13 protein-coding genes are annotated in these 14,080 nt (G+C 42.4%); 6 read left to right on the forward strand and 7 right to left on the reverse strand.

All coding sequences use genetic code 11. The features are described from left to right. Positions 1 to 59: 59 nt before the first annotated feature. The 3 genes from DV702_RS00120 to DV702_RS00130 are packed head-to-tail and all read right to left on the reverse strand — an operon-like array spanning position 60 to position 2,412. Positions 60 to 1,655: an IS66 family transposase gene (locus DV702_RS00120; RefSeq protein ID WP_114925782.1), complete on the reverse strand. Its 1,596-nt coding sequence runs from the start codon at positions 1,653 to 1,655 to the stop codon at positions 60 to 62. 60 nt (positions 1,656 to 1,715) lie between these two features. Further along, positions 1,716 to 2,075 carry an IS66 family insertion sequence element accessory protein TnpB gene (gene tnpB, locus DV702_RS00125; RefSeq protein WP_114922868.1) on the reverse strand — a complete coding sequence of 120 codons (360 nt, stop codon included), beginning with the start codon at positions 2,073 to 2,075 and terminating at the stop codon, positions 1,716 to 1,718. Further along, positions 2,065 to 2,412, reverse strand: coding sequence for an IS66 family insertion sequence element accessory protein TnpA (locus DV702_RS00130; RefSeq protein ID WP_114922869.1), 348 nt, complete (start codon positions 2,410 to 2,412; stop codon positions 2,065 to 2,067). The genes tnpB and DV702_RS00130 overlap by 11 nt, the downstream gene beginning before the upstream one ends. A 59-nt stretch (positions 2,413 to 2,471) precedes the next feature. Between DV702_RS00130 and DV702_RS00135 the strand changes: the two genes are divergently transcribed. From DV702_RS00135 to DV702_RS16730, 5 genes are all read left to right on the forward strand, one after another. Beyond that, complete coding sequence (locus DV702_RS00135) at positions 2,472 to 2,651, forward strand: hypothetical protein (RefSeq protein WP_114922871.1); 180 nt, start codon at positions 2,472 to 2,474, stop codon at positions 2,649 to 2,651. A 597-nt stretch (positions 2,652 to 3,248) separates the two neighbouring features. Continuing rightward, positions 3,249 to 4,691, forward strand: coding sequence for a histidine ammonia-lyase (hutH, locus tag DV702_RS00140; RefSeq protein ID WP_371682768.1), 1,443 nt, complete (start codon positions 3,249 to 3,251; stop codon positions 4,689 to 4,691). A gap of 87 nt (positions 4,692 to 4,778) precedes the next feature. Continuing rightward, on the forward strand, positions 4,779 to 6,089 hold the full coding sequence (locus tag DV702_RS00145; protein WP_114922873.1) for a Na+/H+ antiporter family protein: 1,311 nt from the start codon (positions 4,779 to 4,781) through the stop codon (positions 6,087 to 6,089). Between the two features lie 87 nt (positions 6,090 to 6,176). Next, on the forward strand, positions 6,177 to 6,974 hold the full coding sequence (locus DV702_RS00150; protein WP_114922874.1) for a histidine racemase CntK family protein: 798 nt from the start codon (positions 6,177 to 6,179) through the stop codon (positions 6,972 to 6,974). Positions 6,975 to 7,000: 26 nt separating this feature from the next. Then, positions 7,001 to 7,231, forward strand: a complete 231-nt coding sequence (locus DV702_RS16730; protein WP_162805673.1) for a hypothetical protein — start codon at positions 7,001 to 7,003, stop codon at positions 7,229 to 7,231. A 60-nt stretch (positions 7,232 to 7,291) separates the two neighbouring features. On the opposite strand, the gene DV702_RS00160 is transcribed toward DV702_RS16730, so the two are convergent. Genes DV702_RS00160 through mtnK form a run of 4 tightly spaced genes read right to left on the reverse strand, consistent with a single transcriptional unit; the run spans position 7,292 to position 10,901 of the window. Beyond that, complete coding sequence (locus DV702_RS00160; RefSeq protein WP_114922876.1) at positions 7,292 to 7,804, reverse strand: 1,2-dihydroxy-3-keto-5-methylthiopentene dioxygenase; 513 nt, start codon at positions 7,802 to 7,804, stop codon at positions 7,292 to 7,294. Between the two features lie 27 nt (positions 7,805 to 7,831). Continuing rightward, entirely contained in the window at positions 7,832 to 8,485 is a 654-nt protein-coding gene (locus DV702_RS00165) for a 2-hydroxy-3-keto-5-methylthiopentenyl-1-phosphate phosphatase (RefSeq protein ID WP_114922877.1), read from the reverse strand. A 15-nt stretch (positions 8,486 to 8,500) separates the two neighbouring features. Continuing rightward, positions 8,501 to 9,694, reverse strand: a complete 1,194-nt coding sequence (locus tag DV702_RS00170) for a 2,3-diketo-5-methylthiopentyl-1-phosphate enolase (protein WP_114922878.1) — start codon at positions 9,692 to 9,694, stop codon at positions 8,501 to 8,503. Positions 9,695 to 9,707: 13 nt separating this feature from the next. After that, a complete protein-coding gene (gene mtnK / locus DV702_RS00175; protein ID WP_114922879.1) occupies positions 9,708 to 10,901 on the reverse strand; it encodes an S-methyl-5-thioribose kinase in 1,194 nt (397 codons plus the stop codon). A 1,363-nt stretch (positions 10,902 to 12,264) separates the two neighbouring features. Between mtnK and DV702_RS00185 the strand changes: the two genes are divergently transcribed. Further along, positions 12,265 to 13,929, forward strand: coding sequence for a glycerol-3-phosphate dehydrogenase/oxidase (locus DV702_RS00185; RefSeq protein ID WP_114922881.1), 1,665 nt, complete (start codon positions 12,265 to 12,267; stop codon positions 13,927 to 13,929). Positions 13,930 to 14,080 lie beyond the last annotated feature (151 nt).

Raw genomic sequence — 14,080 nt, forward strand, 5'->3', positions numbered from 1 at the left:
GAACCACACCTTCAAATGAGATGTGGTTCTCTTTATACTAGATAAGTATATATGTTGATTTATATTCCTTCTTTACCTTGATAACACTGTTCAGGCAAAGTCGAAGACCAAGGCATCAGTTGTTCCAACTGTTCGTCATCTGCCAGATCTAAGTTAGGCAGCTTTTCAAGAAGATACGTTAAATAGTGAGGGACATGCAGCTGATTTTCTTTCGCAGTTACGATCAGGCTGTACATTCTTGCGCTCGCTGTTGCGCCTCTAGGTGTGACCGAGAAGAGCCAGTTCTTTCGGCCGATCACAAACGGCTTGATGCTTCGTTCGGCACGGTTATTATCTATCTCCAGATAACCATCTAGAAATGGCTGCCTCAATTTCTTTTCCTGATTGACGGCATATGTTAGCGCCTCACCAAGCTTGCTTTTCGGCAGTACATCTATTCGGACAGTTTTTACCCAGGCGAAAAAAGCCTCCACTAGGGGCTGAATTTTTTTCTTGCGTACCTCAAGCCGTTCGGAAGGAGTAAGCTCCTTTATTTCTGATTCCGCTCCATAAATCTTGCCGATTTGGTTGACTGCTTCCTCTGTCAGCGTACGCCGCCTCTTCGATTTTTTCGGAATGGCGCGCAGGGCTTCATCAAATTTTCGGCGCAAATGTGCCCAACAGCCTGATAGCCGTACACTTTGCAGGCTTTCGTAAGCCTTATAACCATCTACATGAAGCGTACCAGCATAGCCTTCCAGAAATTGTTTCGGGTATTCCGATCCCCGACCAGGCTGGTAGTCATACACCACGCAAGGGACATCAAACTTCCCGGTACGGTACAGCCACATATAGGAAGTGGTAGAGGGACTGCGTCCTTTTTCACGCAAGACCTGCACACTGGTTTCGTCTGCATGAAGGTAGTCGGCTGACAAAATACGCTGTCGCATATTCTCATAGAGCGGTTCAAACCACCGATCGGACACATTCATTAACCAATTGGAGAGGGTCTGCCTTGAAAGCGGCGCGCCTGCCTGTCGAAAAACTTCCTCTAACCGATAGAGCGGCATGCCGAACAAGTATTTTTGAGTAATCAAAAATGACAGGATCGAGGGCGAGGCCATACTTTTTGGCAATACCGGATTGGGCATTGGTGCCTGAACAATCGGTGTCTGGATGCCTTCTTGATCGCAATGCCTGCAGGCATAGACTTCCCGTTCGTGTTCGACGACTTTCACTTGTGCTGGGATAACCACGAGTTCGCGGCGAACTTCTTTTTTCATGACATGCATTGGGTGACCGCAATCTAAACAAGCCTGCTCCTCTGGGGGCAAGCTGTATGTCACACTCTCCACCGGCAGATCGGCAGAGAAAGTCGTGCGTGTTTCCCGTGGAGTTTTTTTCGCAGGTGAAGATCCCGAAATCACCTCTTCAGGTTCTGAAGATGGTTCAGCAGAAGCATCTAGCAGTGCTTCTGCTTCATTAAACAATTCCATCTCCATCTGGCCTTTCGGTGCCTTTTCGCTGGAGCGTCCAAATTCCTTACTTTTTTTCAAACGAAACTGCTCCTCGTACCAAGACACCAAAGCGGACAATCTCGCGACTTCTTGTTCCAACACAGTTACACGGTCATTCTGTTCAGTTGTATGGGATGAGATCTTCTGATTAGTTTTCATAAAAGTAAAATTCGCCAAAAGCTGACAAAATCCTTCTGCTTTTTAAAAAAACTTTGTGATTTATACGATTTTGTTTCCCAGTATACGGGGGAAGACTTTTCCTTCTTCAATAGTCAATCCATCGAGCATCCATTGAAGCTGGCGCGGGCTGATAGACGTGGTTTCTTCTTCTTGGCCGTCAGGCCAGTGAAAGCGGCCAGTTTCCAGTCGCCGGTAGTACAACCAGAAGCCATTGTAGTCCCAGTGTAGGATTTTTAAACGGTCGCGATCCCGGTTACAAAAGATAAATAAATTGGAGGAACACGGATTTGCCTGAAAGGTTTCCTGCACCTTCGCAGACAGACCATCAATGGACAGCCGCATATCCGTTGCGCCATGTGCCAGATAAATCCCCTGAATACCTTCCAGATTAATTCGCATCAGCCAACACCTCCAGTAACTCTTGTACCAGTTCGCGGTCGAAGCCGCTGCTGATCACTAATTTGTAGTCCCGATAATGAAGATCTACTGTGGAAGAAGGAAGGGCGACCGCAACAGATGACCAAGTGGTTTTGGATTCCAAAAATTCTCCTTTGCGTGTATCCTCCGGAGAGAGCCGCCTCCGTGCTTTTGCGAATTGATCATAGGAGAAATCGCTTTGTCTTCTGACCCACTCGGCCATATTTTCTCCACTTCGTCGCCACTCTTCGATGATTTCTGTCCATTCCAAATCGGTTTTACTGTGCTCAGCCAAGGGCTGAAGGGTTGATTCATTCATTTCTCTACTTCCTTTCCAATAAGCTAGTCATAGTTTCTCATTAAAAGAGGAAGAGAGGAATGTGTCCTTCTTTTGACGCTTACATAGCCCCGTCCGTCGCGCTCATAGAAGCAGCATTTCCGCTCATAGCCTCGTCCATCGCGCTCATAGAATTGGCATTTCCGCTCATAGCCCCGTCCATCGCGCTCATAGAATTAGCATTTCCGCTCATAGCCCTGTCCGTCGCGCTCATACTTTAAAAAATAAGCGAGGATCGATGTATAGAATGATAAAATAGATCTTATTATTAAAAAATATAAATAAATCACATAATATAATATATAGATTGTAAGAAAAGCAACAAATAATAAAATAGTAGTCTGATTCTTCTATATATAATAAATGTATAGAAAAAAGGAGGTAGCGTGCCTGTAGAAACATTTATCAAAGAAAAGATCGCTCGTTATAGAAATTTCGAGTTACACACAAAAAGGTAGCTACACGAAGTGGTGAAATATTCATACCGTAGAAACAATCTATAATGTTGCTGAAAAAGCTACGATAGAAATCCTATGTTAAAAAAGTAAATAGTACCAAGAGAAACAGAACTATTTGTATGCATAATATAAGAATCTTTACAAAACATTTTTATCAATTGCATATGAATCGAATATCTAGATATTCGATTTTATAGAATAAGCAGTGGCAAGCGATGAAAGTATTTAGCTCGCTCTATTTGTAAGCGCATACAAATAGTTTTCTATAGGTATTGAAAAAACAAAGCTCAGACATCATTCAGAATGAAAGGAAGAAGAAAAATGATTATTCTAAACGGTCAAACACTTAATTTTACAGAGATGCAAAGTATACTTTTGGATGCAGATTACGTGAAGTACTCGGAAGAGAGTATGCAAAAAGTTCAAGAAAGTCGTAAAGCAGTAGAAAAAATCGTAAACGAAGAACGAATTGTCTACGGTATTACAACCGGATTCGGTAAATTTAGCGATGTACTCATTGACAGAGAGCATGTAGAATCATTGCAGTTAAACTTAATTCGTTCTCATGCATGCGGTGTTGGGGAAGCGTTTCCAGAAGTCGTGTCTCGGGCGATGATTGTTCTCCGCGCCAATGCATTGCTAAAAGGTTTTTCAGGAGTGCGACCGGTCGTTATTGAGAGATTGCTTGATTTAGCCAATGCGCATATTCATCCTGTCATTCCTCAACAAGGATCTCTAGGTGCTAGTGGGGACTTAGCGCCGCTATCACACTTAGCTCTCGTATTGATTGGCGAAGGAGAAGTATTTTACAAAGGTGAAAGAATACCAGCGAAGAACGCGTTAGCGAAAGAAGGAATTGAACCGATTGTTTTGACAGCAAAAGAAGGTCTGGCTCTTATTAATGGCACACAAGCGATGACTGCCATGGGAGTTGTAGCATATTTGGAAGCGGAAAAACTAGCTTACCAAACAGAAAAAATTGCTGCCATGACAATAGAAGGTTTACGTGGAATTATTGATGCGTTTGACGAAGATATACATCTTGCGCGTGGTTATAAAGAACAGATAGAAGTTGCTGAACGAATTCGCAACATGTTGGCTGACAGTAAGTTAACGACAAAGCAAGGAGAATTACGAGTTCAAGATGCCTATTCACTTCGTTGTATACCTCAAGTTCATGGAGCAACATGGCAGGCGATGAATTATGTGAAAGAGAAATTATTGATTGAGATGAATGCAGCTACAGATAATCCGCTTATTTTCGATAATGGTGAAAAAGTATTGTCTGGTGGGAACTTTCATGGACAGCCAATGGCATTTGCAATGGATTTCCTAGCAATCGCTATCGCAGAGTTGGCCAATATTTCAGAACGTCGAATTGAGCGCTTAGTCAATCCTCAATTAAACGATTTGCCACCATTTTTAAGCCCAGAGCCGGGTCTGCAATCAGGTGCTATGATTATGCAATATGTTGCTGCTTCACTTGTTTCTGAAAATAAAACATTAGCTCATCCAGCGAGTGTCGATTCAATTCCTTCATCGGCAAATCAAGAAGATCATGTCAGTATGGGAACGATTGGATCTCGTCACGCATACGAAGTGATCAAAAATACACGTCGCGTAATAGCAATTGAAGCGATTTGTAGTATGCAGGCAGCTGAATTCCGTGGGAAAGAAAAAATGTCTACAGCAACGAGAGAACTTTTAGAAAATGGCAGAAAAATTGTGTCATCTATTGAAAAAGATCGTATTTTCTCAAAAGATATCGAAGCGATGAATGAATGGTTGAAGACTAGTGATTGAAATGGTAACCAAATAAGAAATAGGTAGAAGACTAGTGGCGAAATTATGTAAAGAAAATGTGTTATATCAAAAAGAAGAGGTGAATTTATGTTTAGTACGGTAGTAATCTCAGTTCTCGTTATGTCTGTGTTAAGCCTTCTGCGAGTGAACGTGATGTTTGCGATTATTTTTGCGGCAGGTGTGGCTGGATTAATGGAAGGTTTATCATTGACGGAAGCAACCACCATGCTCGTTTCGGGAATGGGAGGGCAAGCTAACACCGCCTTAAGTTATATTTTGCTTGGAATGTTCGCAGTGATGATTAGTTATTCGGGAATTACAGGCTTTCTTGTTAAAAGACTGATGAAAGTATTACGAGGGAAACGATCCGTTTTATTATTGACACTTGCAGGAGTTGCTTGTCTGTCACAAAATGCGGTTCCTATCCACATTGCTTTTATTCCAATTCTTATTCCTCCTTTGTTATATTTATTTGACAAGATGAAGATTGACCGTCGAGGAATCGCTTGTGCATTGACATTTGGATTGAAGGCTCCTTATATAATGATTCCGGCAGGCTTTGGATTATTGTTCCATCGAATTATAGCTGATGAAATGACAGCAAGTGGTATGAATATCCCAGTTCTAACAGTTGCTTATTCCATGTTAATTCCTGGACTTGGCATGGTTGTAGGATTGTTAATTGCCGTATTCATCTCGTACCGTAAGCCGCGCGAACTTCCACATAGCGACTTAGGAGTTATTGTGACAGAAGAACTGTCTGAGGAAATGAAACTAAAGTTTACTCTGCGCCATTTCCTAACAATCATGGCTATTATAGGTGCGTTGGTTGTTCAAATAGTGACGACTTCACTTATTTTGGGGGCACTAACAGGTATCGTGCTAATGTATATTTTTACAGTTATTCCTTTCGCTGAAGGAGATAGAGTGGTCAACGAAGGAATTAGCATGATGGGGATGATTGCGTTTGTTATGCTAATCGCTTCGGGTTATGCAACTATTTTAAAAGAGACGGGTGCTGTCAACGAGTTAGTGGAATCAGCTACAGCAATTTTAGGCGATAACAAATTAATCATTGCAACTGTCATGTTGTTGATCGGTTTATTGATCACGATGGGTATTGGTTCATCATTTGGAACAATTCCTATTATCGCTGCTTTATTCGTACCGATTTGTGTAGCAGTTGGTTTTTCGCCAATGGCAACCGCTGCGTTAATTGGTACTGCTGGAGCTCTTGGTGACGCAGGTTCGCCAGCATCTGATAGTACGTTAGGGCCGACAGCGGGGCTGAATGCGGATGGAAAGCACCATCATATTTGGGATACATGTGTTCCAACATTTTTACATTATAATATTCCTCTTCTTATCTTTGGTGTTGTCGCGGCTATGGTATTATAAACTAATGAGACGTGATGTAGTGTGTTTCTGACATGTTGCATCACGTATTTCGAAGTAAGTAACGAATGTAAAGCGAGGAGAAAATACATGAAGCTAGATTTTATAAAGGCGAGCCCTTCAAAAAATACAACTGTTTTTATAACGAACTATGTAGCACCTACCCATTATGCGAAAATCGCTAGTGGAATTATGGACGATGAACATTTACATGCAGAACAAGCAGGTTTTTTAGTAACGCCAAAAGATTCGAACGCTGTATTAAGATTAGAAATGTCTGGAGGGGAATTTTGTGGTAACGCAGTGCTAAGTGCTGCAGCCTACTGTGCTTATAAAGGGCTTACGAAAGATCGAACATTTTTATTGGAGGCATCAGGTTGCGATTTACCACTTGAGTGCGTAGTTGATGAAAAGTCACCAACTCATTTCGTCGCTAGAGCTGAAATGCCATCTCCGTTATCAACGACTGAGATCATAATTGATGTGAATGGTCAAAATGTCACAGGAAATGTTGTCAAGTTAGACGGAATCACTCATTTTCTCACGGACTATTGGCCAACTGAAAACCAGTTTAATCAATTGATTGAAGCAGTCACGCACCAAATTAAAGATAAAGCAATTGGCATTATTCCTTATAAGCAGCTAAAGGAAAATGAGTATGAAATATGGCCTTTTGTGTACGTGACAGAAACCGGAAGCAAACTTTTCGAACAAGCTTGTGGTTCAGGATCCCTCGCTTTAGGCATTCATTTGTCTAAAGGAAATCAAAAGAACACTTTGCACATTCATCAACCAGGCGGGATCGTACATGTAGAAACAGGCGGAAAAAACTTTATTTCTACCGATGTCCGCTTTACTTGTGAAGGATTTGTATATTTGGATATGTGAACTAACTATACGTAATAGAGCCGGTCTTGGGAAATCGAGATCGGTATTTTGTATGTAGAGTAATATATTTTATAGCGTTGCCCGTCGCGCTCATAGAATTGGCATTTCCGCTCATAGCCTCGTCCATCGCGCTCATAGAATTGGCATTTCCGCTCATAGCCTCGTCCGTCGTGCTCATAGAATTGGCATTTCCGCTCATAGCCTCGTCCATCGCGCTCATAGAATTTGCATTTCCGCTCATAGCCTCCGACAACTAAACAAAAAACGCTTTAGCAGTTAGATTACTAACTGCTAAAGCGCATCCTCCCATCAATAAATCAATAAACTGCGACCCAGCCTTCGGGTGTGACGAAAATACGTACCGCCACGACTTGTCGGTCTTCTGCCAATGTGAAATAATGGCGGACGTTTTCAGGTACGGAAATCAAATCACCTGGATCTAAGTGAACTTCGAAAAAGCGCTTGTCTTTTCCTTGAATGACGAATACTCCGTGCCCGCTAGCGATAAAGCGGACTTCATCGTCGGTATGATGGTGTTCGCGTTCGAAATTTTTCAGCATTTCTTCAATGTTCGGCGTGTCGCTTGATAACGAGATGACATCAGCTGCTTGATAGCCGCGGCGTTCAGAAATTGCGTCAATCTCCTTTTTAAAAGACTGTAAAATTTCCTCTTTCTCAGCATCGGTCAAGTTGAATTTCTCGCGTAAATGTTCGGGGAGTTTGTCAATCTCCCAATGTTCGTAAATTACTTCTTGTTGTGTTAAAAAGTCCGTGACTGCTTGTTGTCCCTCGATTACTTCGTTAGTTTCTTGAATAGTAATGGTCGCCATGTGATGTTTCGCTCCTGTCTAGTAAATTTATAATCGCGCTTTGACGATTTCTATACAATCTGTAAAGGTTTCAAATGAAGAGTAGGGAATGTCGAGTGTGTCGCAAGTTTCGGCTAAGAAGTCTCTTGCAATTACGACATCCGCGAGTTTTGCTGCTTCGAAGTCTGTCACGGAGTCACCGATGACAATGCGCGTTTGATTTTCATCTGAAAGTTTACGCATGATCGAAGGTTTACAGCACCCGCATCCTTGACTTGTGCATAATTCATCACACGCATGTGGGTAATGAATCGTAATTCGCTCTTCATCAAATGTCGCTTCGTTGCAGTAAATATGATCAAATGGTCCAAATGAATCAAGCACTGGATACACGAAGAAATCTATTCCTCCACTGACAATATATAGAGGTATGTTCTGCTCTCGCGTAAAGTGTACAAAGTCTTTAAATCCTTCGCGAATCTCTGCATCTTGTAAGACAAATTCGATGATTTCTTCTTTTAATTTACTTGGAACTAATGAAAATAGTTTTTGAACTCCAGATTGAATAGAAATCTTTTGACTTAAAATATCATTCGTTATTTCTTTCCAACCAGGCAATGCAAATTGTTTCATAATGCTAATAATATTATCTTTTTTTGTAATAGTGCCATCAAAATCACAAAATATGACGACGTTACTCATGGTTTAGCCTCCATCTTATGTTGCTTGAACGATGCCCCATTGATCCAGAGCGTGTTGCAGTGGAATGGATATTTTTGCAGCTTCAGGCAAAGAAATTTTATTGACACTCGCGTCGATTGCGGCACGGAATGCTTGAGCACCAGGTGTTGGGCCGTCTGGATGCCCAAAAATTCCACCCCCCGCATTGATCACTAAATTATCACCGAAGTCCGCAAGCAGCTGTGGTACCATTCCTGGATGAATTCCCGCTGAAGGTACAGCGAATGTCCGTTCAAAACCATTCTCTTCGACTAACATGGCGTTAATGCCTAGTGCATCTTCGCGTGAAATAGCAACATTTCCATAAGGACTCGGGAATAAAGAGAGGTCGCCGCCAACCATTCGTGTTAACTTCCCGACGAGTAGGGGATAGGAGAATCCGCTTCCTGCTTGCCCCGCCAAAACGCCTGATAAAGCAGAATGTGCCAAAATAGGTAAGCCGATGTTGTCATTTTCCCGCAACGATTGAAGCGTATCTAATCCATAAGCATGGACATTGAATAATAATGCGCTCGCTCCTAGCTCTGTTGCGCGCTCGGCTTTTTCATGCAAGTCATGGGAGCGACCTGATAAGTTCACTGCATACAGTGCACGTGCGCCCGTTTGTTCATAATGCTGATCGATGATTTCTTTCGCAGTCGTTACTCGTTTATAAAAAGGAGTCAATTCATTTTCAAATAAAATTTCATCGTCCTTAATCAAATCAATGCCGCCAGCAAGCAATTCTGTTAATTGTGCGGAGAAGAACGATAGGTCACGCCCCATGACGCCTTTAAAAATAGCTTTTAACAACGGACGATCATAAACGCCGAGCTGTTCACGGATGCCTGTAACGCCAAAACGTGGTCCGGGAAATTGTGCCAGTAATTGATCGTCAAATTGTAGATCGATTAGTTCGTAGCCTTCGAAAAATGACAATTTTCCATAGACCGTTGTAAAAATAGCAGGAAGATCAGCAGAAACGTTCGCTGATGGATAGAAAATTGTTACGGTGTCTTTTTTCTCGCCTGGAACAACGGATAGAACTTCGCCTTTATGATGCTTTAACTGTTCTTGCTCCAGATGGGGGATATCGGTCCATGAACCAATCGTCAGCCCGAGAGCATGTTGTTCTGCGATCTTTTCTTGGTCAGGATGAGTTGGGAATAAATACGTAGCTGTAATACCCATTTCACTGCCTCCTTTAGTAATTAGTTGCTTGGAACCAGTGACGCAGTTGTTCCAGCGAATGAATATTTTTACGTTCCATAATTAAATGCTTACCGAGTGCAAGGACGTTTTTTCTTGCCGCCATGCGTAGCGCTTCATCTGTTTCAACATTCATATCAGGAATTTGGGCGATACTAATAGCGCGTCTGACTAATTCGCAGCCAGCGAAACCAATTAGATCCTCAAATAGCTCTTCCATAATGATCGTATGGAAGCCATCTACTTTCGTATAGCGTTCTTTGGATTCAGTGTGCCATAAATTAGCAAACGTTTCCGCAAAAGCATACCAAGCTTCATTTGCTTGTTCGAAACGTTTTTCTTTATATGCCGGGAATGCCAGTCCATTTAACAATAGGTTTGCAATGAATTGTCCAAGATCGAAACCGAATGGACCGAATAGTGCGAATTCTGTGTCGAAAATTACGGTGCGGTCATCTCCAACGAAAATAGCGCCACTATGCAAGTCACCATGAATTAAAGCATCGGATTTCGTCATGAATGTATGTTTCAGCTGCGCGACTTCAAGCAGCAACCGCTGATCTTGGCTTATAAACTTTACATCACTGCGCATGCCTTCTTCAAATTCATTCGTTTCATGAAAACTATACGGCCAATCAAATACTAATTGCTCCGTAAGTTGTCTCATGCCAGGATTGGCGAGTGAAGCTTGTAAATTCTTTTTGACCGTTGATTCTAAATAAAAGTCAGACGTATAAAATAATGTTTTTGCGCTCATTTCACCGATGTCGGCAGCGAAACTAGCGGATTCACTACCATTAATTAATGCAGTGCGACCTACTTCAAGCGGTAACATGTCTTCCATTACGACCACGGCCATCACTTCATCCAAATGCATAACTTCAGGGACACTACCTGGAATGATTTTCGCATAGTGCTCCATTACTTGTGCTTCGATACGAACGCGATCTAGAGGCAGCGGCATAGATTCTCCAACCACTCTTGCATAGGGAACAGCTTGTTTAAAAATGACGGTTTTTTCACCGCAGCGTAATCGATAGACGTGGTTAATCTTACCGTCGCTTACTTCAATTACATCTACTTCTTCCGACTCTAAAAAAAGCCCAAGATTTTTCACGTATTGAATAATATCTTCAGTCTCCAAAAAACGATACGAATTATATATTTGCTCATTTGTAAATACGCCCATTCGCTGGTCCTCCTCTAGTATAAAAAAGACCTATCCACTGGGGACAGGTCTTTTACAAACAATTGTGTATCTAGTGCAAAGTTGAATCCAGTCATTCTGCTGGTTTCTCTAGTTGTTTATGAAAAGAATGCAAAAAACCTTACTAAACATGTAGAAATTATTACATGATGTTAGCTAGTTGTCAATTAATTTTAAGTATTTCAGTAAATTCGACAAGTGAACAAAGACGTAGCAAAAATATATAAAAGACTGACCGTAAACCATATTATGCATGATTCACTCAGTAATTTATTTTAAATCGAGTTTGACTATGGTTATTGTATGGAGTGACGCTGACTTAGCGTGTCATGCGGCTTACGCTTCCAGACGATACGCTTTCCGGAGGGGACGCGGTGGACCGTCAAGCGCTGCGGGTTACACCTGTCAAATGCAAAGATGTGCTCCTTCTCGCTACGCTTCACTCGCAAAAGCCGTCCTTCGCTACGGCTTTCCCTGAACCTCCCGGAGTCGATCGTCTGTAAGCGCGAGCCTTACTTAGTGTAGGCAAAACAGTTTGATCACTCTTTGTATGTGGTGAAAAATACGTGGGCTTGTCTGCTACTTCATGTTCGTTTATTGGATGGAGTGAAGCTGACTTGGAGTGTCTTGCGGCTTGCGCTTCCAGACGATACGCTTTCCGGAGGGGACGCGGTGGACCGTCAAGCGCTACGAGTTACACCTGTCGTCCTGATCCTCCCGGAGTCGATCGTCTTCCAGCTTCAGCCGAAACTTAGCGTGTGCAAGACAGGTTGATCACTCTTTGTATGTGGTGAAAGACCAACATCAGCTACTATGACTATTTCGATGGACTGAGTGGAACAAGCAATGACTCTATATGTATTCAATCAGGCAATCCAAAGCTTTATCTACACTGTTCAGGAAGTAGAGCTTACCATACTCTATTTCTGGACGAACACAAACTGACTTACGAACACAAACTCAAGGATTCTCCCGGAAGAACCGGCGACTCCTGGAGGATCAGGAAGAGCCGTTGCGAAGGACGGCTTTTGCGAGTGAAGCGCAGCGAGAAGGAGCACATCTTTGCACTTGACAGGCGTAATCGCCAAAGAACTTCTGGCGAGTCCGCCGCGTCCCCTCAGGAAAGCGTCCGGTTCTGTAGGGAGAATCCTAACACGTACACTACCTCTACAACCACTTGTCAAAAGCACTTTCCTTCCAAAAGCTAACTCCTTTCTACGGTTAATGAACAGGCTTGATATATACATACACTAGTTTTCACTAAAATTTCATTCAACTTTGAACATTTTTCAATTCGTTGTAGTATTATGGAAACAACATCTTACATACGGGGGCTTGTCTATATATGATCGATCAACAGACTCGCTTTAAGCGGGAACACATACTACAGACGATGGAAACTGAAGATTTTGACGTGCTAGTAATAGGGGGCGGTGTGACGGGAGCTGGGATAGCACTAGATGCAGCAAGTCGTGGTCTGAATACGGCTTTAGTAGAAATGCAAGATTTTGCGGCGGGCACTTCCAGCCGCTCGACGAAGATGATTCATGGTGGGCTACGTTATTTAAAAAATCTTGAATTTAAAATTGTCTATCAAACAGGACGAGAGCGTGCGATCGTGTATGAGAATGGCCCGCATGTAACAACGCCGGCATGGTTATTATTGCCGATTTATAAAAATGGTACATTCGGAAAATTCAGTAGTTCTATCGGCTTGCGAGTGTATGATATATTGGCTGGCGTGAAAAAGTCGGAACGAAAGAGTATGCTGACGAAAAAAGAGACACTTCAAGCAGAACCAAAGTTTAATCCAGAAGGGTTACTCGGCGCTGGGAAGTTTGTGGAATATCGCTCGGATGATGCGCGTTTAACGATTGAAGTCATGAAGGAAGCTGCTCGTTATGGCGCATCCATTTTAAATTATACAAAAGTGACTGATTTTATGTATCAAGACGGGAAAGTGGCGGGTGTGTTAACGATTGATCAACTAACAGGGAAGTTAGGAGTCATTCGCGCCAAAAAAGTAGTCAATGCGGCAGGTCCGTGGGTCAACGAAGTACGAGTAAGAGACGAAGCGCCGGATAAAAAGCAGTTGCATTTGACGAAAGGTGTGCATTTGGTTTTCGATCAAAGCGTCTTTCCTCTAGAACAAACGATTTACTTTGACACATCGGACGGTCGAATGGTTCTCGCAATTCCGCGTGATGGCAAAACGTATATAGGAACGACAGATACAGATTACCAAGGAAGTATGACAGATCCCCAAATTACATTAGAAGATAAAGAGTACTTATTGGAAGCGATTCGATTCGTTTTCCCAACGTTATCGATTACGGAAGAACAAATCGAGTCTGGTTGGGCAGGGCTTAGACCGTTGATTCAGGAAGAAGGGAAAAGTGCTTCCGCAATTTCTCGTAAAGATGAAATTTGGGTTTCGGACTCTGGCTTATTGACAATAGCGGGTGGAAAACTGACGGGCTATCGTAAAATGGCAGAAACTGTAGTGGATATGATCGCTAAAGATTGGAAAAAGCACTACGGATTAAAAGTGCCAGCTGGACGAACGAAAAAGTTACCTATTTCAGGCGGTCATGTAGGTGGTTCCAAAGGATTTGAAGCTTTTAGTAAGGTAAAAGTAAAAGAAGGTAGAGCGCTGGGACTGACGGAAGAAGAAGCACGCGTATTGGTTAAACGTTATGGTTCCAATGTAGATGAATTATTCGGTGTGATCCAAAATGGAAAAGCAGACGCAGAACGAGCGAAATTGCCAGTTACTATCTATGCGCAAGTTTGGTATTCTATTCAAAAAGAGTTTGTTTGTACACCAGTGGATTTTTTCTGGCGGCGAACAGGGGCGTTACTATTCAACATTGAATGGGTCAATGAGTGGCAACAACCCGTAATAGACTGTATGGCTCATCTGCTTGGTTGGTCCGGTGAGACGAAGAAGTCTATGACGGAATCGCTAGAATATACGAAACGACTATGTATTGGAGAAGTAAGAAAATAGCAATGACGCCCCTCTATCATGTATTCAATGGTAGAGGGTTTTACTATTTACATAGCAATGCTTTGAAGATAGTTTGAATAAGCTGTATATAAGGCACTAGATAATTGGTGTATTGTACTACTATAATAGTAGTAGAAAACTAGAGAGAAGG

The sequence above is a fragment of the Sporosarcina sp. PTS2304 genome (genome assembly GCF_003351785.1).
In the GTDB taxonomy this organism is placed as follows: Bacteria; Bacillota; Bacilli; order Bacillales_A; family Planococcaceae; genus Sporosarcina.

Excerpts from the sequence above, each read along its gene's own strand:
- DV702_RS00120 (WP_114925782.1), bottom strand. The coding sequence starts at position 1,655 with ATGAAAACTAATCAGAAGATCTCATCCCATACAACTGAACAGAATGAC.
- tnpB (WP_114922868.1), bottom strand. The coding sequence starts at position 2,075 with ATGCGAATTAATCTGGAAGGTATTCAGGGGATTTATCTGGCACATGGC.
- DV702_RS00130 (WP_114922869.1), bottom strand. The coding sequence starts at position 2,412 with ATGAATGAATCAACCCTTCAGCCCTTGGCTGAGCACAGTAAAACCGAT.
- DV702_RS00135 (WP_114922871.1), top strand. The coding sequence starts at position 2,472 with ATGTGTCCTTCTTTTGACGCTTACATAGCCCCGTCCGTCGCGCTCATA.
- hutH (WP_371682768.1), top strand. The coding sequence starts at position 3,249 with ATGCAAAGTATACTTTTGGATGCAGATTACGTGAAGTACTCGGAAGAG.
- DV702_RS00145 (WP_114922873.1), top strand. The coding sequence starts at position 4,779 with ATGTTTAGTACGGTAGTAATCTCAGTTCTCGTTATGTCTGTGTTAAGC.
- DV702_RS00150 (WP_114922874.1), top strand. The coding sequence starts at position 6,177 with ATGAAGCTAGATTTTATAAAGGCGAGCCCTTCAAAAAATACAACTGTT.
- DV702_RS00160 (WP_114922876.1), bottom strand. The coding sequence starts at position 7,804 with ATGGCGACCATTACTATTCAAGAAACTAACGAAGTAATCGAGGGACAA.
- DV702_RS00165 (WP_114922877.1), bottom strand. The coding sequence starts at position 8,485 with ATGAGTAACGTCGTCATATTTTGTGATTTTGATGGCACTATTACAAAA.
- DV702_RS00170 (WP_114922878.1), bottom strand. The coding sequence starts at position 9,694 with ATGGGTATTACAGCTACGTATTTATTCCCAACTCATCCTGACCAAGAA.
- mtnK (WP_114922879.1), bottom strand. The coding sequence starts at position 10,901 with ATGGGCGTATTTACAAATGAGCAAATATATAATTCGTATCGTTTTTTG.
- DV702_RS00185 (WP_114922881.1), top strand. The coding sequence starts at position 12,265 with ATGATCGATCAACAGACTCGCTTTAAGCGGGAACACATACTACAGACG.